22 protein-coding genes and 2 pseudogenes are annotated in these 22,775 nt (G+C 58.6%); 10 read left to right on the forward strand and 14 right to left on the reverse strand.

The window, feature by feature from the left end; all coding sequences use genetic code 11:
• Positions 1 to 40 precede the first annotated feature (40 nt).
• Complete coding sequence (locus ACNFCJ_RS09040; RefSeq protein WP_074941497.1) at positions 41 to 1,369, reverse strand: OprD family porin; 1,329 nt, start codon at positions 1,367 to 1,369, stop codon at positions 41 to 43.
• A gap of 73 nt (positions 1,370 to 1,442) precedes the next feature.
• On the reverse strand, positions 1,443 to 2,348 hold the full coding sequence (locus ACNFCJ_RS09045; protein WP_244154451.1) for a LysR family transcriptional regulator: 906 nt from the start codon (positions 2,346 to 2,348) through the stop codon (positions 1,443 to 1,445).
• Between the two features lie 502 nt (positions 2,349 to 2,850).
• Between ACNFCJ_RS09045 and ACNFCJ_RS09050 the strand changes: the two genes are divergently transcribed.
• Both ACNFCJ_RS09050 and ACNFCJ_RS09055 read left to right on the forward strand, forming a co-directional pair.
• Positions 2,851 to 4,092, forward strand: coding sequence for an OprO/OprP family phosphate-selective porin (locus ACNFCJ_RS09050; RefSeq protein ID WP_371916944.1), 1,242 nt, complete (start codon positions 2,851 to 2,853; stop codon positions 4,090 to 4,092).
• A gap of 124 nt (positions 4,093 to 4,216) precedes the next feature.
• Positions 4,217 to 4,546 carry a DUF2790 domain-containing protein gene (locus tag ACNFCJ_RS09055; protein WP_074941500.1) on the forward strand — a complete coding sequence of 110 codons (330 nt, stop codon included), beginning with the start codon at positions 4,217 to 4,219 and terminating at the stop codon, positions 4,544 to 4,546.
• Between the two features lie 280 nt (positions 4,547 to 4,826).
• Here the strand turns inward: ACNFCJ_RS09055 and ACNFCJ_RS09060 are convergent, their stop codons facing one another.
• From ACNFCJ_RS09060 to ACNFCJ_RS09080, 5 genes are read right to left on the reverse strand one after another with little or no spacing between them, the layout of a single operon-like run.
• On the reverse strand, positions 4,827 to 5,291 hold the full coding sequence (locus ACNFCJ_RS09060) for a methyltransferase family protein (RefSeq protein ID WP_074941501.1): 465 nt from the start codon (positions 5,289 to 5,291) through the stop codon (positions 4,827 to 4,829).
• A gap of 4 nt (positions 5,292 to 5,295) precedes the next feature.
• Entirely contained in the window at positions 5,296 to 5,970 is a 675-nt protein-coding gene (locus ACNFCJ_RS09065; RefSeq protein WP_074941502.1) for a DsbA family protein, read from the reverse strand.
• A complete protein-coding gene (locus ACNFCJ_RS09070) occupies positions 5,967 to 6,401 on the reverse strand; it encodes a disulfide bond formation protein B (protein WP_074941503.1) in 435 nt (144 codons plus the stop codon). The genes ACNFCJ_RS09065 and ACNFCJ_RS09070 overlap by 4 nt, the downstream gene beginning before the upstream one ends.
• 10 nt (positions 6,402 to 6,411) lie before the next feature.
• Positions 6,412 to 6,843 (reverse strand): copper chaperone PCu(A)C, encoded by a 432-nt coding sequence (locus ACNFCJ_RS09075; protein WP_074941504.1) that lies wholly within the window; start codon positions 6,841 to 6,843, stop codon positions 6,412 to 6,414.
• Positions 6,844 to 6,870: 27 nt separating this feature from the next.
• Positions 6,871 to 7,677 (reverse strand): cation transporter, encoded by an 807-nt coding sequence (locus ACNFCJ_RS09080; protein WP_074941505.1) that lies wholly within the window; start codon positions 7,675 to 7,677, stop codon positions 6,871 to 6,873.
• 68 nt (positions 7,678 to 7,745) lie between these two features.
• Here ACNFCJ_RS09080 and ACNFCJ_RS09085 point away from each other — a divergent pair, with 68 nt between their 5' ends.
• On the forward strand, positions 7,746 to 8,153 hold the full coding sequence (locus ACNFCJ_RS09085) for a MerR family transcriptional regulator (protein WP_074941506.1): 408 nt from the start codon (positions 7,746 to 7,748) through the stop codon (positions 8,151 to 8,153).
• Between the two features lie 165 nt (positions 8,154 to 8,318).
• Here the strand turns inward: ACNFCJ_RS09085 and ACNFCJ_RS09090 are convergent, their stop codons facing one another.
• The gene (locus ACNFCJ_RS09090) at positions 8,319 to 9,263 is read right to left on the reverse strand and encodes a YagK/YfjJ domain-containing protein (RefSeq protein ID WP_416770902.1); all 945 of its coding nucleotides are present in this window, start codon (positions 9,261 to 9,263) and stop codon (positions 8,319 to 8,321) included.
• A gap of 360 nt (positions 9,264 to 9,623) precedes the next feature.
• Positions 9,624 to 9,812 (reverse strand): helix-turn-helix transcriptional regulator, encoded by a 189-nt coding sequence (locus ACNFCJ_RS09095; protein ID WP_003241473.1) that lies wholly within the window; start codon positions 9,810 to 9,812, stop codon positions 9,624 to 9,626.
• Between the two features lie 472 nt (positions 9,813 to 10,284).
• On the opposite strand from ACNFCJ_RS09095, the gene ACNFCJ_RS09100 reads away from it, so the two are divergent.
• On the forward strand, positions 10,285 to 11,250 hold the full coding sequence (locus ACNFCJ_RS09100) for a hypothetical protein (RefSeq protein WP_416770903.1): 966 nt from the start codon (positions 10,285 to 10,287) through the stop codon (positions 11,248 to 11,250).
• A gap of 401 nt (positions 11,251 to 11,651) precedes the next feature.
• The gene (locus ACNFCJ_RS09105) at positions 11,652 to 11,879 is read left to right on the forward strand and encodes a hypothetical protein (protein ID WP_416770904.1); all 228 of its coding nucleotides are present in this window, start codon (positions 11,652 to 11,654) and stop codon (positions 11,877 to 11,879) included.
• Between the two features lie 7 nt (positions 11,880 to 11,886).
• On the opposite strand, the gene ACNFCJ_RS09110 is transcribed toward ACNFCJ_RS09105, so the two are convergent.
• The gene (locus ACNFCJ_RS09110) at positions 11,887 to 12,879 is read right to left on the reverse strand and encodes a tyrosine-type recombinase/integrase (protein WP_416770905.1); all 993 of its coding nucleotides are present in this window, start codon (positions 12,877 to 12,879) and stop codon (positions 11,887 to 11,889) included.
• Positions 12,879 to 13,256 (reverse strand): annotated as a pseudogene (locus ACNFCJ_RS09115) (hypothetical protein); the annotation flags it as partial. The pseudogene ACNFCJ_RS09115 and the gene ACNFCJ_RS09110, both read right to left, overlap by 1 nt.
• 188 nt (positions 13,257 to 13,444) lie before the next feature.
• Between ACNFCJ_RS09115 and ACNFCJ_RS09120 the strand changes: the two are divergent.
• From ACNFCJ_RS09120 to ACNFCJ_RS09130, 3 genes and pseudogenes are all read left to right on the forward strand, one after another.
• Positions 13,445 to 13,597 (forward strand): annotated as a pseudogene (locus ACNFCJ_RS09120) (LysR substrate-binding domain-containing protein); the annotation flags it as partial.
• 171 nt (positions 13,598 to 13,768) lie between these two features.
• On the forward strand, positions 13,769 to 15,967 hold the full coding sequence (locus ACNFCJ_RS09125) for an OsmC domain/YcaO domain-containing protein (RefSeq protein WP_416770907.1): 2,199 nt from the start codon (positions 13,769 to 13,771) through the stop codon (positions 15,965 to 15,967).
• Positions 15,968 to 15,969: 2 nt separating this feature from the next.
• Entirely contained in the window at positions 15,970 to 16,572 is a 603-nt protein-coding gene (locus ACNFCJ_RS09130; protein WP_416770909.1) for a nucleotidyltransferase family protein, read from the forward strand.
• 177 nt (positions 16,573 to 16,749) lie between these two features.
• On the opposite strand, the gene ACNFCJ_RS09135 is transcribed toward ACNFCJ_RS09130, so the two are convergent.
• Complete coding sequence (locus ACNFCJ_RS09135) at positions 16,750 to 17,667, reverse strand: LysR family transcriptional regulator (RefSeq protein ID WP_416770910.1); 918 nt, start codon at positions 17,665 to 17,667, stop codon at positions 16,750 to 16,752.
• A gap of 123 nt (positions 17,668 to 17,790) precedes the next feature.
• On the opposite strand from ACNFCJ_RS09135, the gene ACNFCJ_RS09140 reads away from it, so the two are divergent.
• Complete coding sequence (locus ACNFCJ_RS09140) at positions 17,791 to 19,002, forward strand: cation:dicarboxylate symporter family transporter (protein WP_416770912.1); 1,212 nt, start codon at positions 17,791 to 17,793, stop codon at positions 19,000 to 19,002.
• Positions 19,003 to 19,004: 2 nt separating this feature from the next.
• Here ACNFCJ_RS09140 and ACNFCJ_RS09145 read toward each other — a convergent pair whose 3' ends face one another.
• Both ACNFCJ_RS09145 and ACNFCJ_RS09150 read right to left on the reverse strand, forming a co-directional pair.
• Entirely contained in the window at positions 19,005 to 19,592 is a 588-nt protein-coding gene (locus tag ACNFCJ_RS09145; RefSeq protein ID WP_416770914.1) for a hypothetical protein, read from the reverse strand.
• Positions 19,593 to 19,649: 57 nt separating this feature from the next.
• Positions 19,650 to 21,248, reverse strand: a complete 1,599-nt coding sequence (locus tag ACNFCJ_RS09150) for an argininosuccinate lyase (RefSeq protein ID WP_416770916.1) — start codon at positions 21,246 to 21,248, stop codon at positions 19,650 to 19,652.
• A 453-nt stretch (positions 21,249 to 21,701) separates the two neighbouring features.
• Between ACNFCJ_RS09150 and ACNFCJ_RS09155 the strand changes: the two genes are divergently transcribed.
• Complete coding sequence (locus tag ACNFCJ_RS09155) at positions 21,702 to 22,757, forward strand: hypothetical protein (RefSeq protein WP_416770918.1); 1,056 nt, start codon at positions 21,702 to 21,704, stop codon at positions 22,755 to 22,757.
• Positions 22,758 to 22,775: the final 18 nt, after the last annotated feature.

The raw sequence follows: 22,775 nt of genomic DNA on the forward strand, positions 1-22,775 counted from the left end.
GCCCCTTCTGCACAGAACAGAAGAGGCAACTTTCCATGGTTTAAAGCAGTGGCAAGCTGTACGTCACATAAAGCCGATTCTCATCGACGTCTGCCCCAACATTGCCACGCAGACTGGCATTGCGCAGAGAGAAGCCGAGTCCCTTCATTGATCCTTCCTGCAGCACGTAATCGAGGCGTAGGTCACGTTCCCATTCGTTACGCTCACCCTGTGCGCTGTCAACGTTATCACCCGACAAATACATCACCGAGGCTTTTAGCCCCGAGATACCCAGCTTGCCAAAATCATAGGCATAGCCGGCCAGCCAAGTGCGCTCGCCAGCACTGAGGAATTTACCGCCACGACCGATCTGCCGATCAGTGATCAGGTAACTGGTTGCCCCGTCGCCAGCATTCAGGTACGGGAAGGCGCTATCGCCGGACACCTGCTGATAACCCGCGCTCAGCTCATGACCGCTATGGCTGTAGGTGAACAAGGCACTCCATGTACGGTTATCTACCTCACCACGCTTGCTGTCACCGACCGTCCAGTAACCGTTGCTGCGATAGCCCTCAGCCCGGCCGCTCTCACTGCTGTTCTTGCCATCGGAGGTGCTGTAGAAGTAACGCAGGTCAGTCTTGAGATTGCCACCGCCCAGTGCGTAGTTGTGGATCAATCCCAGGAAATGTTGCTTGTAGAAATCTTCCAGATTGCCGAAGTAATACTGAGCGGTGAGATCCTTGGTGACCTTGTAGTCGCCACCCGCGAAATAGAACGTATTAACGAACTGTCCAGTGGTTGCATTGTTGGATCCGGCGATGGACAAGCCACGTGAGTCAGTCGAGCTCCGACCTTTTGCGTGCTCCAACTGACCGGCTGTCAAGGTCAGCCCTTCGATCTCGTTGGAGACGATCTGACCACCTTCGAACAACTGCGGCAACAGGCGACCATCGTTGAAAGTCACCACCGGCAACTTCGGCTGCAAAGTGCCTAGGCGCAACTCGGTCTTGGAAAGACGCGCCTTGGCCGTTACACCGGCCTTGCTATAGTCACTGACTGCAGAACCATCGCTATCCAGCGGGAACAGGGCGCCAGGGTTACGATCAATACCTGCCTTGCCCGACCGGCCACCGCCATCGAGGCGTACCCCCAGCAGGCCAATGGCATCAACCCCCAGGCCGACCGTCCCTTCGGTGAAGCCAGACTGATAGTTGAGGATGAATCCCTGCCCCCACTCCTGAGTAGATGGAATGTCGCGATCACGCACATCCTCATTGAAGTAGAGGTTGCGCATATCGAGCGTCGCCTTGCTGTCTCCGAGAAAATCGGCGGAAGCAGCCTGACTGAGTGCCGCCGCCGTGATGGCCAGTGCCAGGGTGGATCGTTTCATGCTTTATTCTCCAATTGTCATGGGTGAGGCATCGTTGTTCTTGTAACCATGTTGTCGAGTTCGCCATGTAGCTTCACTCACCGTCATCAGGCAGAAACCACTGCCGCCGCTCCTCGAACGCAGCCTGGATCAACGCCACCAGCCCAACGACGTCCTCGCGCTGCGCGGACAATGGTGCGCAGGACAGCCAGATCGATTGCCTCATGGGCTGCGTGAAGAGGGTGGGTAGCGATTGCAGGTTCGCATCGAGATGAGTGATGTAGTTCGGCATCAGACCAACGCAGGCGGCATGCTTGACCAGTTCCATCGCCCACTGCTGAGAATGCACTCGCGTCACTGCGCTGCGCCTTGAGTCCACCAGAGCATTCCACGGTGAAAACAGGGCCGATGTGGAGATATCGGCCTGCTGAACCAGCATGTAGTCATTCAGATCTTCGAGGCTGGCGGGGAGGCGCCGCTCACGCGCATAGCGCTTGGCTATGCACGCCTGAAAGTCGATGCAGGCCAGACGCTGCGGTCGCGTCATGGCGAAACCTGGGTCGGGTCGAGTCTGATTAGGATCGGCCAACCAGATCATGACCTCACTCTGCATTAACGGGCCACGCTCCTGGCGGATCAGCTCCAGGTGCACACCAGCATCCCTACGCAGAAAGGCCACCAGATGCCGTCCCAGAATATCGTTGAGCACTCTCTCAGGTAACGCCAGACGGAGCTTGGGCTTTTCAAGCAAACCGGCCTCTGGACGCAAATCTTGATACTGGGCAGCCAGCTCTGCCTGCAAAGAACGACCGCGCACCGTCAGAGCAAGGGCACGCTCCTGATACACGAAGAGCGCCTCTCCAACAGTTTTCTCGAGCCGCTGCAACTGCCTGCGTAGCACCATGGGAGGCAGATTCAGGCTGCGCGCAGCCTGCTTGAAACTGGCACAGCGCGCAGTCGTCAGGAAGCTTCTGGCCACCCGCCGTTCGACCTCAGCCACGGCAGCCCCCATAAGCGCCGCCCGGTATTCGATTCGATGTGTGACCCAGAAGCATCATGTAAGGCAGATGAGAAGTGATTGCGTGCAAGCAAGCCTACTCACCACCACCTATCACCAGCCTTGCTGGAAAATTACTTATCTGTAATGCGGGAACGTGACCCGCACAGAGCACTCAAACTTCGGCTGGTCTAGCTGGATCGCCTTTACCTTCAGCGTAGGGGTCATCACAGCCTGCGGTTTCACCAAACGGTAATTGAAGTGAAACCACCCACGGACGATTACCGAAAAGCCCCAACGCCCGCCAGCTCTGGGCTGGCAAAACCAGCCTACACCCCGCAATCAAATCGTCACGAAACAGACCAATAACCGTCACCCGAACTGCAAAGCATCGCGTCGCCAACACCTAGCACTCGGCGATAAGGAGCCATGCATGTTGATCAAAAGCACCCAACTCTCCCCACTGGCACTCGGCATTCTGCTAAGCCTGCCGGCCTTCTCGGTAATGGCCGGCACGGTCACCACCGATGGTGCTGACATCGTTATCAAGACCAAAGGTGGCCTGGAGGTCGCGACGACCGACAAGGCATTCAGCTTCAAGATCGGTGGGCGTCTACAGGCCGACTATGCGATGTTCGACGACTACTACACCCGTAATGGCAACGCTGCCGATGCGGCATACTTCCGTCGTGCCTACCTGGAATTGGGTGGCACTGCTTACAAAGACTGGAAGTACCAGGTCAACTATGACCTGTCACGAAACACCGGTAACGACAGCGCAGGTTATTTCGATGAAGCCAGCGTGACCTACACTGGTTTCAGCCCCCTGAACATCAAGCTCGGGCGTTTCTACACCGACTTCGGCTTGGAAAAAGCTACCAGTTCCAAATGGACGACAGCCCTGGAACGCAACCTTTCGTACGACCTGGCCGAATGGACAAATGACAACTCGGGCATGGGCGTACAGGCCAGCAGCGTACTCGCTGACAGCGTGTTCCTGTCAGGCAGCGTTTTCAGCGAGAACAATAACGATACCGACGGCGACAGCGTCAAACGCTACAACGCTCGCAGCGTTTTTGCGCCTTTGAACCAACCGGGTAACGTTCTGCATGTAGGCCTGCAGTACGCCTATCGCGACCTCAGTGGCAGTGCAGTGGATACTCGCATTCGCTCGCGTATGGGGATGCGCGGCGTCGATACCAACGGTGGCAACAGTGCCGGCGCCAACGGCAACCGTGCGCTGTTCGGTGGTAGCGCGGCCACTGCCGACCTTTGGGAAGACGATGCCGTTTGGGGCGTAGAAGGTGCATGGGCACTGAATGCCTTTTCGATTCAGGGCGAATACCTTAGCCGCACACTCAAGGCCGATCAGGCTAGCAGCGATATAGACGCCAAGGGCTACTACGTGCAGGTGGCCTATACGCTCACAGGTGAGCCGCGCCTCTATAAACTCGATGGAGCCAAGTTCGACACCATCAAACCTGCCAACAAACAGTTAGGCGCATGGGAGTTGTTCTACCGATTCGACTCGATCAACGTAGAAGATGACAACGTGACCAGTAGTAGCGCGACGCGGCAAGTCGGCGATGCAAGCGGCAAGGCTCACACCTTGGGTGTCAACTGGTACGCCAACGATGCGGTAAAGATCAGTGCCAACTACATCAAGGCCAGTACCGACAGGGTCAGTAACTCGGTCGGTGATGATAGCGGCGACGGAGTCGTCATGCGCTTGCAGTACGCATTCTGAGTCAGTCGCTGGCAGGTGCCCTCACCTGCCAGCCCCCTTTCGCGATTGTAATGTTGGCGCAATGCCTGGGTAAGGGACGAATCGCTAATGTTTGCCCTGTAAACACTAGCCAACGGGCCTACTCATGAAACTGCTCAAACGCCTCCTTCCGATCACTCTTCTGCTGGCTGCTGGCTACACTTACGCACAGTCCTTTCCAGAGGACAAGGTCAGGCAGATCGAACAGAAGAGTGTCGAGATCGCTCAGAAATATGCCGAGCGCACCGGCAAGCCAGTGCCTGAAATTCAAGACTATAGCTACAGCATGAAACTGAACGTAGCCAAAGTCATTTATCAGAGCCCGAACATCGAGTACTGCGGCGCAGTACCGATGATCATGGTATTCGAGGACTCAAACGATGAACTACGCAGCATCCGCTATCGAAGTTATGGCGAGTGTCGCAATCAACGCTGACAGCCAGCCCCCTTTTCAAGGGGGTATTGCATAAAGCCCACGCAAGTTCTCATTAACTCAGTTTGGTATGCTCGGCTTCGTCGATGAAAACGTCGCGACCACACCGGATTTAAGTCCGCCAATCAGCCATCTTGACGCTCGGCAAGCAAAGTAGGCTGGTCTCGCCTCGCCCTTGGATAAACGCTTCCCTGCTAATAGCAGATTTGAAGTCATCAAATCACAGCAAGGTCGATACCGTTGCTTTTACACAAACAGGGGCAGAAGAGGGTATCCATTGGCGCTAAAGCCAGCGCCTGACCTGACGACAGTACTGTACGAAGTCATTTCCAAAGAGACCGGTAAGGGCTCGCTCCTCAGGTGCGATCTGAAAACGGTTCATGTACAGCACAAAGCCCAGCACACCCAGCAGTGCTGGCGGCCAGGCTAGATAGACCGACCAGGCAAGCAAGCCAGTAGCAAAGCCGAGATACATGGGATTACGCGTATGTCGGTATATGCCCGAGCGTACCAACGCCGAAGCCGTTTCCGGCCTCAGCGGGTTGACCGTGGTACGGGCTACACGGAAGGACAGCACGCCAGCCAAGCAGATGGCGACGCCCGCCAGCAACACCAACAGAGCTATGCTGGCACGCCACTCGACTTTCAGTTCCAGAGCACCCGGCAGATGATGGGCTGCAAGCCACATCAGCAAGCCAAAAAGGGTGGCGACTAAAGGCGGAGGAATGCGGTTCTCCAATGCGCCCATGACATCACTTCCCGACCTTGGCGACTTCGCTGGCGACCATCTGGCGCAGCGGCTCAGGGCCGAACTTATCCAGTGGACGACCATTGACGAAGAAGGTCGGCGTGCCCTGGACACCTACAGCCTTCACATCCTGCATATCCAGTTGCAGCACCGCATCAACGGCTGGCGTATGCATGTCTGCGCGAGCCTTCTCTATATCCAGTCCGGCGCGCTCAGCGGCAACCCAAGCTTCCAGTACTTTGGGATCGTCATGCCAGCCTGGCTGAGCCTCAAGCACCGCTTCCAGGACTTGCGGGTAGAGATTCTGCTTGCGAGCTGCTTCCAGCAGCCGTGAGACTTCTTCCGAGCCCTGGTGGAACAGTACGTAGCGCAACACCAGGCGTACGCTGTCGGGATTCTCGTCGAGGATCTTCTTCACATGGGGATAGAAGGCGCGGCAGGCCTCGCAGGAAGGATCGAAGAACTCGACGATGGTGACCGGTGCCTGCGCAGGGCCGAAGACCGGCGAGTGGAAGCGAACCAGATTGGCTGCACTGGAAGTTGCCTGCTGTGCCGGGGACTGGGCTTGAGCGGGCTGCTCCGCTGGGGGCGGCGCAGACGGCGAGTAGAAGTAAGCGGCTGCAGCGAAGGCGATCAGAATCACCACGCTGATGATCAGGACCAGAGTACGGCGGTTCATGGGGTGGTTCTCCGACGGATAAGGACAAGCAAAATGACGATCAGAACGAAAGCGAACAGCGCCAGCCCCGGCAGCGGTACGCCGCCGAAGATGGTCATGCCGGCACCGGAGCACGATGGCCCGGTGGCCGTGCAGGGTTGAATCGGCTGCGGAATCAAGCCGGCGTAGAGCAGTACGTGCACAAAGGCTAGTAACGCACCGATGCCGGCCAGCGGCAGTGCATAGCGCCAGACGGCGAAATCCGAGCGGTAGCAGGCAATAGCCAGGATCACCGCCAGGGGAAACATGAAGGCGCGCTGGAACCAGCACAGCACGCAGGGCGCCTGGCCCATCACCTCACCGATGAAGAGTGCGGAAAGCGTCGACACCAGCGCTACCAGCCAGGCAAGGAGCAGGAGAGCCCACAGATGCGAGGGCGTTTGGGTGGTCATTTGCTGATCCTCAGTCCGCGCCAGGCGGTACGGTGGTGAAGGTCACCGACAGGCTCTGGCCATCGGCGAAGAGCAGGCTTGCTTCGACTTGGTCGCCCAGGGCCAACTCGCGTTGGCGCTGCATCAGCATCAGGTGATAACCGCCGGGGGCGAATTTCAACGTCGCGCCAGCGGCTACCTCGACCTGAGCGACGTGCTGCATGCTGGCCATGCCGTTTTCCAGCGAGCTGCGATGCATCATCACCTGGAGGAAGGCGGTGCTCTGGGCGCCGGTCAGTACCACCGGCTGGTTGCCGGTGTTGGTCAGAGTGAAATAGCCGGCCGCCGGTAAGTTACCCGGCAACAGCCTTAGCTTTGCCTCGCTGACCTGCAGCTCGGCCATGGCCGCCGTCGAGGCGATCAGCAGCAGTGCTGTAGTCGCGAGTTGTACGAGTCTGCGCATCGCTGTACTCCTTGTTGTTATGAGTTTCTAGTCCTGTTGCTTAGGCGAGCAGCAGCCCTTCACCGGCGTGCTGGCGGCTCGGGGCTGTTCGCAGCAGGTGTCCTTCTTCGCTGTCTGAGCCTCACCCGCGCAGCAACTCTTGGCCGGCTCAAACTGGACTGGCGTAGCGGTCGGTTCGGTGATACCCAGCAACGGCTGTGGGCATTGCTGCGGCTCAGGCGCGCTGGCTCGCCACTCTATCCAAGCCTCGCGGATGATCTGCCCGGCGGAGTGCAGGAACAATGCGGCGATGGCCAGGCCGACGAGGATGTCCGGCCACAAGCTGCCTGTCAGCGCGACCATGCCTGCTGCGATAATCACGCTGCTGTTGGCCAGCAAGTCGTTACGCGAGCAGAGCCAGGTCGAACGCATGTTCAGGTCATCGGAGCGATGGCTGTAGAGCAGCGCGAAGCAGTAGCCATTGGCGATCAGTGCGAGTGTGCCGATGACACCCATCAGATCGGCAGACGGCACTTCCTGCAGTATCAGTTTGCGCAGAGCATCGGCTACCACCAGCACGCCGAACAACAGCATGAACCCGCCTTTGAACAGCGCGGCTCCGGCGCGGGCTCGAACACTGCGGTGCATGACGAACAGCGTAAGGGCATACACCGACGCGTCGCCGAACATGTCCAGCGAGTCACCGAGCAGCGCCGTTGAGTTGGCGATCCAACCGGCGATGAACTCCACCAGGAACATGACGACGTTGACGGCCAGGACGATATAGAGCACTCGGCTCTGTTTAGCGCGCAGCTGGGCCAGTTCGCCGGCCTTGTTTTCGCAGCAGCTGTCCATGATCCGTACCTCGTTCGCTCGATCTTGTCGTTAGAATGAGGGTTATAGCGACTATAAGGTCAAGTGCCATGAGTACGACGAACTTCACTGTGGGCCAACTGGCGCGCCTAACCGATACCAAGGCGGTAACCATTCGCTACTACGAGCAATTGGGCCTGCTGCCCATGGTTTCGCGCAACGCTTCCGGCTACCGCCAGTACACAGCGGAGGAACGTGATCGACTGCTGTTCATTCGTCGCAGCCGCGCCTTGGGCTTCAGTCTTAACGACATCCGTCAGTTGCTGGTTTTTTCCGACCACCGCCAAGCGTCATGCGCCTCGGTGGATGCCAAGGTGGCCGAGCAGTTGGAGCAGGTGAGATTGCGCATCCACGACCTACAGGGGCTGGAGAACGAACTGCAGCACTTGCTGTCCTGCTGCCATGGTGGGGTAATCGAGGAATGCCGGATTATCGGGTCGCTGAGTCAGCAGCGCTAAATTGACGAGCTCGAAGGGCGAGCAGGCGAGCGGCTAAGTAGACCAAGGGAGCAGCCCCTTCGAGGAGCCTATTCCGGTCAAACGCTGACGCCCGCCTCAACCGTATCTCCACACCACCGAGCACACCTTCCCAGGGAATAGGGCTAGCGGCGTACCAATACCAAGCTACCGGAGTACAGGTTGCCCCTTACGCAAGCACTTCGCCCCCTTCGGACGTAATCTAAGTCGCTGAAACCGCTTGACCAGATAGCTCATCGTACGATGCACATTGCCACGAGTCCGCTCGTCACGACGGTGAATCATCCCGATACCGCATTTATCACCGTACTGGGCTTTGTTGTGATTGCAGCTGTCGTAGCTCCCCCTACTACGGGTGATCTGCTCCCACAGGGCACCGATCTGCTGCGCTTTGTAGATATCGCCACGCACCATAGCGCCATTGAAGAAAAAGGCCGCATGGATGTGGTACCCACGACGCTTTCCCTGCTCTACACGGCAGATGTAACCAGTCTCATGGTCGAAGATCGGATTGCGCTCACGCGCCCGAATCAGTCGGTGCAAATCCGCAAACACATGCTCCACCCTCAGCCTCGCCTTAGCAGCGGAGCGGTAGTACAGGTTGACCCTGATCACCAGGGTCGTGGCATAGCGATCCAGTACCTGGTCAACGTATTCAGCTACTTCGCGCGACTGCTGGCGTTCCTGATACCTTGCGTCATCCCTACGACGACGGTAGATACGCTCACGAGTCAGTAGACGGATACGCTCAGCCAGGCGGTTTAGCGTATCGCTGTAGTCACGGTACTGTGACGTTGCTTCATCGAAGGAAATGATCCCTGCCAACAGACTGTGTTCCACGCCGACGTCGTAACACGCTCGTTGAAACAGTCGCAGGTACGGTCCGTAGTGGTAATCATCGCTATGACTGACCAACTCAAGCATCTGACCGATGTTCTCGAAGTAACGAGTGAGCTTGGTACGTTTGACCGTGCCATTCGCAGTAAGCGACTGCACGGGCCCATCGCTGTGTTCCAAAGCTTCAACCAGATCTTCAACCTGGAGTGCGATATCGGATTGCGAGAGGGTTTTCGATGCGTGTGGATGGTTCATGGCTTGGCACCTTTGTTGTGTTTACATAACAGGTGCCATGTCTGTCTTTTTTTACCGTTTAACGCTTTCTGGGCTGTTGCTGTGTGATCAGCAACAGCTTCTCTCAGTGCTGCAGTAGTTAGTTACGACGATTACCTGCCATGGTGTATTAGGCTCTAGTTGATTGATATATAATTAGAACAAGCATACAACAGCTCAGCAACGCACCGACCGGCAGGGAACCCAAAATAAAAACCTCCCCGAAAACCAAGGGATTTCTCAAAACCAAAGTCAGGGGAGTTACCTGAGGCAACCTTCTTCACCGGCATACAGGCTGCGACCATTTATAGGTCGCAGCCTGTATGCCATACCTTTGAAGTACTAGCCCGCCATATCTCGCTCTTTGATACGGGCCATAATCCATTCTTGAATTTCGCTCTCGAGAAATCCGATTGACCTATGGCCTAGCGAAACAGATTTTGGGAACTTCCCTTCTGCGAGATATTTATAGACGGTCGACCTAGCAAGGCCGGTTAGGTGGGTGACTTCTTTAAGACGGATGATCCTCATGAACGAGCTCCTGTATTACGTTCAGAGGATTACCAAGCGTTGTAAAAAAATACCGGCGCCCGCCCCCAGAGCACCTAGCTAGACAGCCGTCGCCGGCTGGCTTATATTCTGTCGCGCCGCACATCTGAGTCTCAGCGTGCGGCACCCGCCACTCAGAGTTGGGCCTGGAACGTCACACCAGCAACTACGCTTCGTAGCGCTGGTGCAGTTTTCGCAGAAAACAAGACCACCATCCCCGTACCTCAGGCATTCCATGCCTTTCCCTCTTTGCCGAAGGGAAGGCATGTGCAAATCGATAGCGCTTGAGCTCCGCAGCCACTGCATGAGCCTCTAACAGCCTGATCGACTGCTGCGTTAGGCCTTTTTCCTGCGTTTTCGCGTGGGTCTCAGGCTGAAAAGCTTTTCTGGCTACCCCCTAGAAGCTACCTAGGATCGCCCTAGGTTTAACGTAGAAGCTAACGAGGATCACCCTATGAGCCGTGACGACTCAGTACATAAAGCAGTAAAAAAGCTTACAGCTATTCTTTCCAGTACTAAGGAGGAATCTCTGGAACAGGCGGGAAAAGGAATAGTCTTCGATAACGAAGAATACGAGGCCGCCGCCAACCGCCAAGATAACTATCTTGAAGATTTGTTTAAGGCTCGCACTAGCAACATGCGCCTTTTCAACTTCGCCTGGCTCTTCTTGAAATTTAAAGAAGACGCAAAATTTGAAGAATTTAATTTCGGAACAAAAGAAAGCACTCTCGACGACATCGAGAGCTTCATGCTGGATGTTCTCACCAGCCATACAATCGCGAGTGCCCTTGCAGAAGAAATATTGCGTGAGTTCAACCGCCGAGCAGTTCAGCCAGAAAAATTGACCTGGGCCATTGGACCGCGCACGTCCAGGTGGATTAAGAACAAGATCACGCCTTTTGATCGCTACCAGATAAAGCGACTCCCTAATATTTCTGGACCGCAACTCACCCAAGCGATATTCGACTTTATGGACGCTGATCTCAGTGCAAAGATTGCGCACTTGGAGGAGCTCAAAACACAGTGGGACCAGAACCTTAAAACGGATCACCACCTTAAGTGGCTTGATGATAAGGTGCACGGCAAAGAGCGCCGGGAGCTGGCATGGGCTGCTCTTTGTGAAAAATACCCAGACCGCTTTAACGTTGTGCGTGCTCCCAGCAAGCATCAAGATTTTCTGGAGATCTTTGACCAACTCGCTGAGGAAGGCGTCTCGAAACGAGACTTCATCAAGAGCCTAAAGGGGAAAGAGTCCAAGCTGAAAACTGCCAACAAGGGCAGGAAGGCTAAGAACCTCGACATTTTGCTCGAGAATCACCCGCGGCTTAAAAAGCTGGCAGAGCACTGGGCAGTACCGGAGTGCATAGCGCTGGATAGGTTGATCTCTGAAGCCCACGAGAAAGAGTTCGGGAAAGAGTAACCTTCGGAGTACTGAGCCCTTAACCTCAAATGAAGCCCCGCGTCGAATGACCCGATGCGGGACTTTTGTCTCGAGGGCAAGCACTGTCATCCCGACCAAAGACCTCAGTGCCTGCTGCTGGAACCCAAAGGGCTAAGCTTGGTATTCCAAAATGTATTCCATGAACAATTTTAACCGAGATTTTTTCTTTAAAATCAAAAGGATAGAGAATCATTTCAGATTACCCCGGCCCACCAAATAAACCCCTGATTTTCCTAGAAAAAGTCAGGGGTTTTTCTTTGGGGTGTCGAAAACCTGTCGAACAGGAATATCCATGCGACCTTTTGACTAGGAGCACGATCACGGATGCAGGCTATGCTGGCATAGCAACATCAGATCACGACCTATGAAAGGATGCGCGAATGGAAATTTACAAAGACCTAGATGGTGATTCAGGAGTTGTCGCGTTTGAAATCGGACAAGACTCGATCACCGTTCAGTTCAGCACCGGCATGAAATACCTCTACACGACACGGAGTGCCGGAGCAGCTAGCGTTGCGGAGATGCAGCGCCTGGCCCGATTAGGAAACGGGCTCAACAGCTACATCAAAAGGTATGCAAACGGGGCTTACGAGAACAAGTGGCGATGAGAAGCCACTAAGAGCTTACGTTGCATAGCGGGCCAAAGCGTATCGCATCCTGCAGATGATCCGGCGCCAGGTGCGCATAGCGCATGGTCATGGCCAGGCTGGAGTGACCCAGGATTTTCTGCAGGGTGAGGATGTTCCCGCCGTTCTGGATGAAGTGGCTGGCGAAGGTGTGGCGCAGGGAGTGAGCGGCCTGGCCTTTCGGTAGGCGGATGGTCGTCCTGGCCAGGGCGCGGCGGAACGAGGTGATAGCGGAGTTTGGCTGGCCGTGTTGCTTCCAGTGCCTGACGATCTTGGCTTCCAGCTCTGCAGTGATCGGCACCGAACGAACCTTGCCGTTCTTGGTTCCGCTGAAGGTAATCACGCCATTACGCAGGCCGGTCGGTTTCAGCTTCTCAGCCTCTGACCATCGAGCACCGGTGGCCAAGCAGATCAGCGCGATTATCTCGACGTGCGGGTTATCGCAGCCGCGCCGGATCTCTTCCAGTAGCTCGGCTATCTGGTCAGTGGTCAGCCAGGACAACTCCCGTTCCTGCACCTTGAGCGGCTTCACCAACGCGAGCGGGTTGGTGTAGTCGATCACACCCAAACCACGTAGCTCGTTGTAGACGGCACGCAGGTAGCCCAGCTCGTTGTTCAGCGTCTTGGGCGAGGCGCCCTCCCCTAGCCTGATCCGGCGATCCTGGGCGTAGGTTTGCGGGTCGAGCTTGGCGCCCTGGGGATTGCGCAGGCGCTTGGCCAGAGCATCGAGCTTGCTACGGCGGCGCTCACCATCGCGCAGGGAATGCCCGTGAAGATCGAACCAGAAGCCAACCAGCTCGGCGAGCGTGCGACGGTCTTTTGGCCTGGGCGACCAATCCGGGTTCTCGACAACCTTGGCCCTGCAGGATGCTTCGAAGCGCTGGGCTTCGCCCTTGGTCTTGAACGTCTTGCGGAAGCGCTTGCCCTTGATGGGCTCCACGTCGACTTTCCAGCGGCCATCCGGTAGCTGATCGATAGCCATCAGACGGCACGCCCCCACCGGACGTAGCGTTCTTCCAGGATGCCTTTGATGTGTTTGTAGAGTGCGTCCTCATCCATGCCTTTGGCGGCATAGTGGTCGCGGATCACCGGCCAGCACTCCCAATCCTTGAGCCGATGAAATGCCCTTCTAGCGCCCACTCGCTCCCGTGCCAGCAGGCTTACGAAGTTTCCCAGGAACAGTTCCACGTTCTTGCCGGAGAAGCCACGCGCCGTCTTGTGATAGCGCTTGTACTCGGTTTCATCGAGCAGGGAATCAACAGGCAGATCGACGCGCACATCGTCGCGGATCAGCGTCCAGATCGGCTCGAAGTATCCTGGTCGGGCGATCAGCTTGAACTGGCTCAGGCCATAGTGACAGCCTCCCTGCCCGCGGAGCCCATCCGCGGCTGTCGCCTCTACCTCAACAACCGACAAAACGTTTTCCGTCGCTTTTCCGGTTTGAAAACGCGCCACAGCGGTCTGTCAGGGGTATTAAATCTGTGTCGGCTTACACACAGAGACCCACACATACCGACACATGCCCCCCAAGAAATACCGGCTCCATCATGCCGGCCGAGGCTCATCCGATTCTGGTCAGCCGGCCGCTGGTCGATCCGGTAATCAGCCGTACTCTGGGTCTGGTGCGCCGCCGTGGTTCTTCACTGTCACCGGCAGCCGAACAGTTCGTCGAAACCCTGCTGCGGCAATGGCCGAGCTAAACCTCCATCGGCACCACTAACCCCGCCGAAGCCGAAAGCTGAGCAGCTGTTCGGGCCTGCGCCATGGAGGCCGCTGGTCCGACGAGCTTTCATCGGCAACCAGCGAGCAAGACAGGCCGCCGAAAACCCGGATAATGGCGGCCATTTTGTTTCGCTTGCCGGTGCCGCTCCATGGAAATCAAGGTCAACTTTCTCGACAACCTCCGCCTCGAAGCCAAGTTCGATGACTTCACGGTGATCGCCGATCAGCCGATTCGCTACAAGGGCGATGGCTCGGCGCCGGGGCCGTTCGACTATTTCCTGGCCTCCTCGGCGCTGTGCGCGGCGTACTTCGTCAAGCTGTACTGCCAGACGCGGGACATCCCCACCGAGAACATTCGCCTGTCCCAGAACAACATCGTCGACCCGGAGAACCGCTACGCGCAGATCTTCAAGATTCAGGTCGAGCTGCCCGCCGATATCTCCGAGAAGGACCGTCAGGGCATCCTGCGTTCCATCGACCGCTGCACCGTGAAGAAGGTGGTGCAGCAGGGCCCCGAGTTCATCATCGAGGAAGTGGAAAACCTCGACGCCGATGCCCAAGCGCTGCTGATGCCGATGAGTGACACCACCACCTACATTCCGGGCAAGGATCTGCCGCTGGAGCAGACCATCGCCAACATGTCGGGCATCCTCGCGGATCTCGGGATGAAGATCGAGATCGCCTCCTGGCGCAACATCGTGCCCAACGTCTGGTCGCTGCATATCCGCGACGCGCAGTCGAACCTGTGCTTCACCAACGGCAAAGGGGCGACCAAGGAGAGCGCCCTGGCCTCGGCCCTGGGCGAGTTCATCGAGCGGCTGAACTGCAACTTCTTCTACAACGACCAGTTCTGGGGCGAGGACATCGCCAATGCCGAGTTCGTCCATTACCCGAACGAGCGCTGGTTCAAGCCGGGCCCGAAGGACGCGCTGCCAGAAGAGATTCTCGACGAGCATTGCCTGGCCATCTACAACCCGGACGGCGAACTGCGTGGCTCGCACCTGTACGACACCAACTCGGGCAACACCCTGCGCGGCATCTGCTCGCTGCCGTTCGTGCGTAAAAGCGATGGCGAGACGGTGTATTTCCCGTCCAACCTGATCGAAAACCTGTACCTGTCCAACGGCATGAGCGCCGGCAACACCCTGGCCGAGGCCAAGGTGCAGTGCCTGTCGGAGATCTTCGAGCGGGCGGTGAAACGCGAAATCCTCGAAGGCGAGCTGTGCCTACCGGACGTTCCCCAGGACGTTCTGGCCAAGTACCCGGGCATCGTCGCCGGTATTAAAGGCCTGGAAGAACAAGGCTTCCCGGTGCTGGTGAAGGATGCCTCGCTCGGCGGTGAATTTCCGGTGATGTGCGTGACCCTGATGAACCCGCGCACCGGTGGCGTGTTCGCCTCCTTCGGCGCGCACCCGAGCCTGGAAGTGGCGCTGGAGCGCAGCCTCACCGAACTGCTGCAGGGCCGCAGCTTCGAAGGCCTCAACGACCTGCCGCAGCCGACCTTCGACAGCCTGGCGCTGACCGAGCCGAACAACTTCGTCGAGCACTTCATCGACTCCAGCGGCGTGGTATCGTGGCGCTTCTTCGGCGCCACGCCGGACTTCGAGTTCGTCGAGTGGGACTTCTCCGGCAAAGGCAGCGACTCGAATGAGCAAGAAGCCGCGACCCTGTTCGGCATCCTCGAGGACATGGGCAAGGAGGTCTACGTCGCCACCTACGACGACCTCGGCGCCAACGCCTGCCGCATCCTGGTGCCGGGCTACTCGGAGATCTACCCGGTCGAGGATCTGATCTGGGACAACACCAACAAGGCGCTGCTGTTTCGCAAGGACATCCTCAACCTGCACAGCCTCAGCGACCGCGAACTCAAGTCGCTGCTGCGCAACCTCAACAACGCCGGGGTCGACGACTACACCGACATCACCACGCTGATCGGTGTCGAGTTCGACGACAACACGGTGTGGGGCCAGTTGACCATTCTCGAGCTGAAGCTGCTGATCAACCTGGCGCTGAAGAAATACGACGACGCCAAGGAACTGGTCGAGGCCTTCCTGCAGTACAACGACAACACCGTCGAGCGCGGCCTGTTCTACCAGGCGGTCAACGCCGTGCTGGAGATCCAGCTGGACGACGAGCTGGAGCTGGCCAACTACGAGCACAACCTGCGGCGCATGTTCGGCAGCGAGCGCATGGACGCGGTGATCGGCTCGGTGGACGGCAGCGTGCGCTTCCATGGCCTGACGCCGACCAGCATGAAACTCGAAGGCCTGGACAAGCACCTGCGCCTGATCGACAGCTACAAAAAGCTGCACGCCGCGCGCGCCAGGGCGGCGGGGTTGGCCGGCTGAACATGGCCAGCGAGCGCCCAGTCCAGAAGGTCGCCGCGCTGATGCTGGCGGCCGGCTACAGCCGCCGCTTCGGCACCGACAAGCGCCGCCTGCTACTTGGCGACGGCCGCTCGTTGCTCAACGCCAGCTTGGCACTGCCCTGCTCGATGCTCGAAGAAATCTGGCTGGTGTTGCGCCCGGATGAGTCTATCGCGGAGCTGGGATTACCCGTCAGCATCAAGCTCGTCCAGCATCCGCTAACAGCCGAGGGCATGGGCCACAGCCTAGCGGCAGGTGCCGAGCGTCTACTGGCCGAATCCAACGCTGATGCCGTGGCGATCTTTCTCGCCGATATGCCGTCGATACATCGGGACAGCCTGGAAACCCTGATCGCCCACTCCAGCGCGAACAACATCGTACTGCCCAGCTATCAGGGCAAACGCGGCCATCCGGTGCTGTTCGGCCGCGATTTCTGGCCACAACTCGCGACGCTGAGCGGCGATGCTGGCGCCAAGCCGGTGCTGCAGCAGAACGCCGAAGTCGTGCATATCGTCGAACTGGACGACCCTGGTGTGCTGCAGGACGTCGATACTCAGGAGGACTGGCAATGCCTTAGCACACGCTGAGCCCTCAGAACCTGCTCACGATCTGCTGCGCGTCAGCCATGCTGCGTTGAAACCAGCCTGGAACGCCAGCCCGAGCTGGGCGCCCCCGTCAAAATGCTCATTTACAACTCGTAAACTGCGCTTTTTCGCCTGACTTCGCCTTGCCTAGCTCTAGCTCGCGAGATCGTGAACAGGTTCTTAGTGCGGCTCCTTGCGGTACTCGCTGCCCAACTCGCGGGCCAGGGCGATGAAGTTGGCCACCTGCGGTGACTGGTGCAACTCGCGGCAGACCAAGGTGATCGGCGCGACCAGGCGCGGCTTGGCATCACGAATCGAGCGATAAGCCACGCTGTGCTCGTGGAAGCCACGCATCGATGCCGGCACCACCGAAACCCCGGCACCAGCAGCCACCAGGCTGACGTTGGTCAGCATGCGCTCCACCTCGAAGGCCACATGCGGCTCGAACCCAGCGTTGCGACAGGCTTGCAGGAAATTGGCGTACATCCCCGGTGCACCGGGGCGGCGCACCAGAATCAACGGTTCGCCAGCCAGATCCTTCAGCGAAACCGCGCCCTTGCCCGCCAGCAGCCGATGCCCGACCGGCAAGGTGAGCACCAGCTCTTCGTTGAGCAGACGGTGATAGGCGACGCCCTGAGGGTTGTTGACTGGCGCCCGCAGGATGCCGACATCCACATCGCCGCCGCTGACATCGTCAGTCAGCTCCTGGGCATTACCCTCGTTGAGGCCGATATCGACACCCGGATACAGATCCCGATAGCGCCGGATGATCCGTGGAATCAGCGGATGCGAGGCCGCCGAACTGGTGAAACCGACGCTCAGGCGCCCCTCGATGCCTTTGGCCGTGCGCGCAGCCTTCAATGCGCCCTGCGATACCCGCTGGAGAATATCGCGCGCCTCGCGCAGGAACACCTCGCCACCGACGGTGAGGTCGACGCCCTTGGCATGGCGGATGAACAGGTCGAAACCAAGCTCCTGCTCCAGCGCCCGGATCTGCTGGCTCAACGGCGGCTGCTGCATGTTCAGGCGGGCCGCAGCGCGGGTGAAATGCTTTTCTTCGGCAACCATGACGAAGTAGCGCAGATGACGAAGTTCCATGCAGGCCCTTAGAAGGTTGATCAGGCCGGCACACGATACCGAATCCACGTGCCGATGGGGTAGGATGAACACTCACGCGCGGCCTCGACGCCACGACGACGAACAAGAATAAAACAGGCTCCAATGATCTTTAGGCATTCTCGAACAGGCATTGCCCTGCTTCTGTTGGCACTGGTTCTCGGCGCCCTTCTGGGTGTCTGGTGGCCTGATCTGGCGGTAGAGATGAAGCCGCTCAGCGACCTGTTCATCTCCGCAATTGGTCTGTGCGCGCCGGTAGTGATGTTCGTCCTGGTTTGCTCCAGCGTCGCCGCCCTCAGCGACTACCGCGCCACTGCGCGCCTGGGTCTCAAGGCAGTCGGTTACTGGCAGCTGATGTCACTGCTGTCACTGCTGACCGGCTTGCTCGTCGCCCTGCTCTTGCACCCAGGCGGCGGCCTGCATCACATGGGTAGCGACTGGGCAACGATTGAAACTACAAGTGGCCCATTCTTCTCTCAACTTCCGGGCCTGCTGCTCGATTCGCTCGAACAGAGTTTCATCCTCAAGGTGCTGCTGGTTGCCGTGATCTGCGGCCTGCTGCTCGGTCGCAGTGGCGCACCGGGGCAACGCCTGACGCAGCGGCTCGATAAGGCGGTGAAGCTGGTATTTCGCGCCATGCAAGTGATCGTCAGCTTCGCTCCACTGGCGGCGTTCGGCGCCATCGCCTTCATCATCGGCAAGTACGGGCTGGAAGCGGCGCTGCCGCTGGCCAAGTTCGTGGTAGCGGCCTATGTGGCCTGCCTGGTTTACCTGCTGCTGGTACCGGCCATCGCCCTGCGCCTGGCGGGTTGTCGATTGTGGCGGCTGATCGGTTACGTCAAGGAAGAGCTGCTATTGGTGGCCGCGACAGGCTCTTCGGTCGCTGCCCTGCCGCGTCTGATCGATAAACTGGAGGCAGCCGGTTGCGACAGCCAGACCGTACGCCTGACGCTCACCGCCGGCTACAGCTTCAATCTCAACGGCTCGAACCTCTACCTGGCGGTGGCCGTCGTGTTTCTCGCACAACTGGCTCACGTCGAACTGGACGTCCTGCAACTGGGCACCATCCTGCTGGTCTGCCTGTTGACCTCACTGGGCTCGACCAGCGTCGCCGGTTCGGCCTTCGTCACGCTCACCGCGACGCTCAGCGTGCTGAATATCCTGCCGCTGGAGAGCATCGGCATCCTGATCGGCGTAGAGCGTCTGATGAAATGTCGGTCGGTGACCAACGTACTGGGCAACTGCGTAGCCTGCGTGGTCATCGCCCATTGGGATGGCAAGGTGGACAAACAGAAATTGCGGGAGATGCTGGGCTGAGATCAGTACCGAGTCAGTCGCGTACTCACGTGCCGAACGTGAAAAGAAGTGGCTACCTGTGGGCGCAAGCGATGCTGCGCAACCAGGTCGGCCGTCGTGCCACGACCGACGAAAACCACCTCCTGCAATTGCGGAAAATGGCTGCTGCGCCCCAGGTAACTCACCAATGCATCGAGTACCGTGAATGCCGATAGCCCGACATGCCCTTCACTCGACACCTCACCCTCAACCCAGGCCTGCTCGCTGTGCCATACGGGCAGATCCACAGGTCGCTTGCGGCCATCGGCGACGCTGAACTGCGGCACGAGGATCAACGTATCGCCTTGCCCATCCAGTTGCGACTCGCTGGAGTTCGAGTCGCCCTCGACAAGCACGACTACGCGTCGAATACCTCTCGGCAGGTTGTACAGATCGGCGTTGGCCACCAATACAAGGGCGAAGCTGTCAGCAGCAGCGTCGAGCCGCACGAGCTGCGCCCCTGCTTCAACCGGAACGCTGGAGTCGGAACGACGCGCCACCGCATCACCGAATGCCATGCAGGCCATGACGACCGAGCAGAGCAGTAAGGCGTAGCGGCGCGCGCGGTCCATCTTTCACGCTCCTGAAGAAAATGAGCAGCGAAGCCCGCAAGGCCTCGCCACCCGAGGTCAGCGCGAGGCGGGCAAGAGCTTGGCGAAGGCCTTGTCCAGCACCTCGTCCGCCTTGATCAGTTGCTGTCGACGCTCGCCCATCCAGCTTTTGTCCGCCTGCAAACGCTTGCCGGCCTCGGCCAGCATGCGCTTGACCTCGGCAGGTTGCGGGCCGCCAGTGCCCTTGCGCGTCTCGACCATGGTGCGCGGCGACAGGGTGGCGCGGAAGGCACTATCGCTCAGCGGCAGGCGCTGATCCTTCCAGCTGTACTTCTGCGCAGCCTTGGTATAGAGCTTCTGCGCGTCGGCGTAAGGGAACTCCTTCGGCAACAAGCCTTGATCACGCGCCTGACCAACGATCAGCGAAGCGAAGCTGTGGCCGATGCGAAACGGCACCTTGTGCTCGCGTTCGAGCGTATCGGCCAGTTCCATCGAGGTCGTCCAGTCGGCGTCGAGCTCTTCCATGGCGCGCTCGGGATTGATCACCAGCGCGTCAAGCACCATGTCCAGGCGCTCGAACATATCGGTGGCCGATTTGAACAGGCCCAAGTCCTCGAACGCAGCCTTGTAGTCGGTCATGCCGGTGGTGACGTTGTGCGCGCGAATAGTGGTAGCACCCGCCAGACCAACCACATCGGAGGCCGACTCACGGGTGCGCATCAGCAGGCCGGGATTGCGCTTCTGCGGCATGGCGCTGCTGGTGTAGGTCGAGCCTTCCTCGAGCAGCAGCCAGGGGCGGGTCTGGTGGTACTGGGTATGGATATCGCCGATCAACGCACCAACGCGAATCGCCGAAGACGAAGCGATGCCTGCCGCTTCCAGCGGGATGTCGAAGGTCGATACCTGGCTGGAATCCAGCGAGTTCTCGCGCACGCCGTCGAAGCCCAGCAGCGTGGCCAGACGTTCGCGGTTCAGCGGCCAGCCGGAGTTGGCCAGCACCGCGGTGCCCATCGGGCTCAGGTTCAGGCGTGCATAGAGTTCATGAATGCGCTGCGCATCGCGCTCGAAAGCCGCTTCGAATGCCAGCAGGTAGTGCGCGTAGCTGATCGGCATGGCCTGCACACCATTGGTGTAGGCCGGGATCAGGGTATCGATGTTGTCGCCGGCGATCTTCAACAGACGGGCGCGCGACGAATTGAGCGCATCGCTGTAATCCAGCACCTGGGCACGCAGCACGGCCAGGCGATAGGTGGCGTACATGTCCTGGCGGCTGCGCCCGGAGTGAATCAGCGAGGCTTCAGGACCGACCTTGTCGATCATGATCTGCTCGACCTGCAGCACGTCACTGGGACTCTTGCCGTCGGGCTGAGCAGCCTGATCGATCACATGCTGCACGCCACCGGCGATGCGTCGTCCCTGAGGAGCGGAAACGATGCGCTCCTCGGTCAACATGACGATCGACGCCTTGTTGATGCGGTTCAACCAGGAGAACTGGCTTTCGTAGGCGCCGCCCTTGAGCGCCGATTTGTCCACCGTCGCGCCGATCTTGCGCGCCTGCTCAGCGCATTCGGCAGTGGTGCGGCAAGGCAGTTCGGCAGTGTTGGCCGCTAGGGCGCTGGATGAAGCAAACAGCGCATAGACGACAGCAAGGTGAAGCAGAGTCTTTCTTGTTCTCATGGCTTTCAGTTCCGCTCGGTATCAGTGAGGGCTCGGCTGCCTTAAAAAGCAGCAGCCCACCGATGCTAGCGGCATACATGAAAGATATAAAATATATTAAAAGTATCCAATCAATACCTTAAAAGTACCAAAAAGATCTCATCAAGCGCCGCTGCCCGTAGGGTACGCCGCGCGCACCGGGATAACCGCAAGAACCGAGATTGTCACAACGATTGGTGCATATGGCACACCCTGCCTGTGCCACCCCAACGAGTTCAGAGCCACTCATAGGCTAATATCTAAAAAGTATCAACTGTCTATTTTCAAGATATTTTATCTAGCCAAAAACCGCTGTTAGCATCGTCGCCATAACTCCAATCACTCAGGTCGACCTGCGCTGCCAACCAGCGGGTACGACTTAGCGACATGCCAATGCCTTGTGCAGGTGTGCCGCGCTCTCTGCCGAGGTGGAATATGCCGTACGACGTTCTCTGGTCCCTGGGTTCTCTGCTCAAGCGAGGCCCGAACCTCCGCAGACAGGCCGTCCTGGCTATCGCTCTACTGACCAGCGCCTTGTACTGCGGCCTCGCCAGCGCCAACCAGCAATTACTGCGCCTGGGCCAGAGCGAGCCCTACAACTTCCTCGCCTTCGCCAATGCAAATCTGAATGGTGCCAGCCCGGCCTCACGTGCCGTGGTGGTGATCCACGGTGTACGTCGTAACGCCGACGACTACTACCAATACGGTCAGAGCCTGCTGAAGAAAGCCGGATTCGACGCCAACGACACCCTGCTGCTGTCATTGAATTTCCTTACCGCCGAGGACAGCCGCGCCGGTAATGACATGCCGCTGTGGGCACGTGACAAATGGATGCACGGCACCGCATCGAGCAAAGGTCGCCGCGGTATCGACGCCTTCGCCGTGTTGGATGATCTGCTGCTGTACCTGGCCGACCGCCAGCGTTTCCCGGCAATGAAGGAAGTCGTGTTGATCGGTCACTCCGCCGGTGGCCAGTTGATGCAGCGCTACAGCATTCTCGGCGACGGCGATGAACGCCTCGCCACTACCGGGATCAAGGTTCGCTACGCCATTTCCGCTCCGTCTTCCTATGTCTACATCGAAGACAGCCGCCTGCAGGATGGTTCGTTCAAGCCAGTGCGCACAGTCATGTGCCCGAGCTTCAGCCGCTATCGCTATGGCCTGGATGGCGCCCCCTTCTATCTGATCCAGCAGAACCTCGGGGCCGAGCAGCTGTTTCGCCGTTACGCCGCTCGCGACGTGACCTTCATGGTCGGTGAGCGCGACAACGACCCGTGGCACCGCGTACTGGATCGCACCTGCGGCGCCAATATGCAGGGCGCACATCGGGTCGAGCGCCAGCTCAACTACCTGCGCTACGAGGCGTTCCTTTCCAGCAAGTGGGGGGTGCCGATCCATCACCCACAGATCACGGTCGCCGGTATCGGCCACAACGCGGCCCGTTTGCTGAGCACGGAGATTGTCGCCAACACGCTGTTCCCGAAACGCTGATACCTCTTCTGCCCGACT

It is taken from the genome of Pseudomonas sp. NY15364, from assembly GCF_048068235.1.
In the GTDB taxonomy this organism is placed as follows: Bacteria; Pseudomonadota; Gammaproteobacteria; order Pseudomonadales; family Pseudomonadaceae; genus Aquipseudomonas; species Aquipseudomonas mendocina_D.

Bases quoted from the DNA above. Each gene is read 5' to 3' on its own strand.
- ACNFCJ_RS09040 (WP_074941497.1), bottom strand. From the start codon at position 1,369: ATGAAACGATCCACCCTGGCACTGGCCATCACGGCGGCGGCACTCAGT.
- ACNFCJ_RS09050 (WP_371916944.1), top strand. From the start codon at position 2,851: ATGGCCGGCACGGTCACCACCGATGGTGCTGACATCGTTATCAAGACC.
- ACNFCJ_RS09055 (WP_074941500.1), top strand. From the start codon at position 4,217: ATGAAACTGCTCAAACGCCTCCTTCCGATCACTCTTCTGCTGGCTGCT.
- ACNFCJ_RS09060 (WP_074941501.1), bottom strand. From the start codon at position 5,291: ATGGGCGCATTGGAGAACCGCATTCCTCCGCCTTTAGTCGCCACCCTT.
- ACNFCJ_RS09065 (WP_074941502.1), bottom strand. From the start codon at position 5,970: ATGAACCGCCGTACTCTGGTCCTGATCATCAGCGTGGTGATTCTGATC.
- ACNFCJ_RS09070 (WP_074941503.1), bottom strand. From the start codon at position 6,401: ATGACCACCCAAACGCCCTCGCATCTGTGGGCTCTCCTGCTCCTTGCC.
- ACNFCJ_RS09075 (WP_074941504.1), bottom strand. From the start codon at position 6,843: ATGCGCAGACTCGTACAACTCGCGACTACAGCACTGCTGCTGATCGCC.
- ACNFCJ_RS09080 (WP_074941505.1), bottom strand. From the start codon at position 7,677: ATGGACAGCTGCTGCGAAAACAAGGCCGGCGAACTGGCCCAGCTGCGC.
- ACNFCJ_RS09085 (WP_074941506.1), top strand. From the start codon at position 7,746: ATGAGTACGACGAACTTCACTGTGGGCCAACTGGCGCGCCTAACCGAT.
- ACNFCJ_RS09090 (WP_416770902.1), bottom strand. From the start codon at position 9,263: ATGAACCATCCACACGCATCGAAAACCCTCTCGCAATCCGATATCGCA.
- ACNFCJ_RS09095 (WP_003241473.1), bottom strand. From the start codon at position 9,812: ATGAGGATCATCCGTCTTAAAGAAGTCACCCACCTAACCGGCCTTGCT.
- ACNFCJ_RS09100 (WP_416770903.1), top strand. From the start codon at position 10,285: ATGAGCCGTGACGACTCAGTACATAAAGCAGTAAAAAAGCTTACAGCT.
- ACNFCJ_RS09105 (WP_416770904.1), top strand. From the start codon at position 11,652: ATGGAAATTTACAAAGACCTAGATGGTGATTCAGGAGTTGTCGCGTTT.
- ACNFCJ_RS09110 (WP_416770905.1), bottom strand. From the start codon at position 12,879: ATGGCTATCGATCAGCTACCGGATGGCCGCTGGAAAGTCGACGTGGAG.
- ACNFCJ_RS09125 (WP_416770907.1), top strand. From the start codon at position 13,769: ATGGAAATCAAGGTCAACTTTCTCGACAACCTCCGCCTCGAAGCCAAG.
- ACNFCJ_RS09130 (WP_416770909.1), top strand. From the start codon at position 15,970: ATGGCCAGCGAGCGCCCAGTCCAGAAGGTCGCCGCGCTGATGCTGGCG.
- ACNFCJ_RS09135 (WP_416770910.1), bottom strand. From the start codon at position 17,667: ATGGAACTTCGTCATCTGCGCTACTTCGTCATGGTTGCCGAAGAAAAG.
- ACNFCJ_RS09140 (WP_416770912.1), top strand. From the start codon at position 17,791: ATGATCTTTAGGCATTCTCGAACAGGCATTGCCCTGCTTCTGTTGGCA.
- ACNFCJ_RS09145 (WP_416770914.1), bottom strand. From the start codon at position 19,592: ATGGACCGCGCGCGCCGCTACGCCTTACTGCTCTGCTCGGTCGTCATG.
- ACNFCJ_RS09150 (WP_416770916.1), bottom strand. From the start codon at position 21,248: ATGAGAACAAGAAAGACTCTGCTTCACCTTGCTGTCGTCTATGCGCTG.
- ACNFCJ_RS09155 (WP_416770918.1), top strand. From the start codon at position 21,702: ATGCCGTACGACGTTCTCTGGTCCCTGGGTTCTCTGCTCAAGCGAGGC.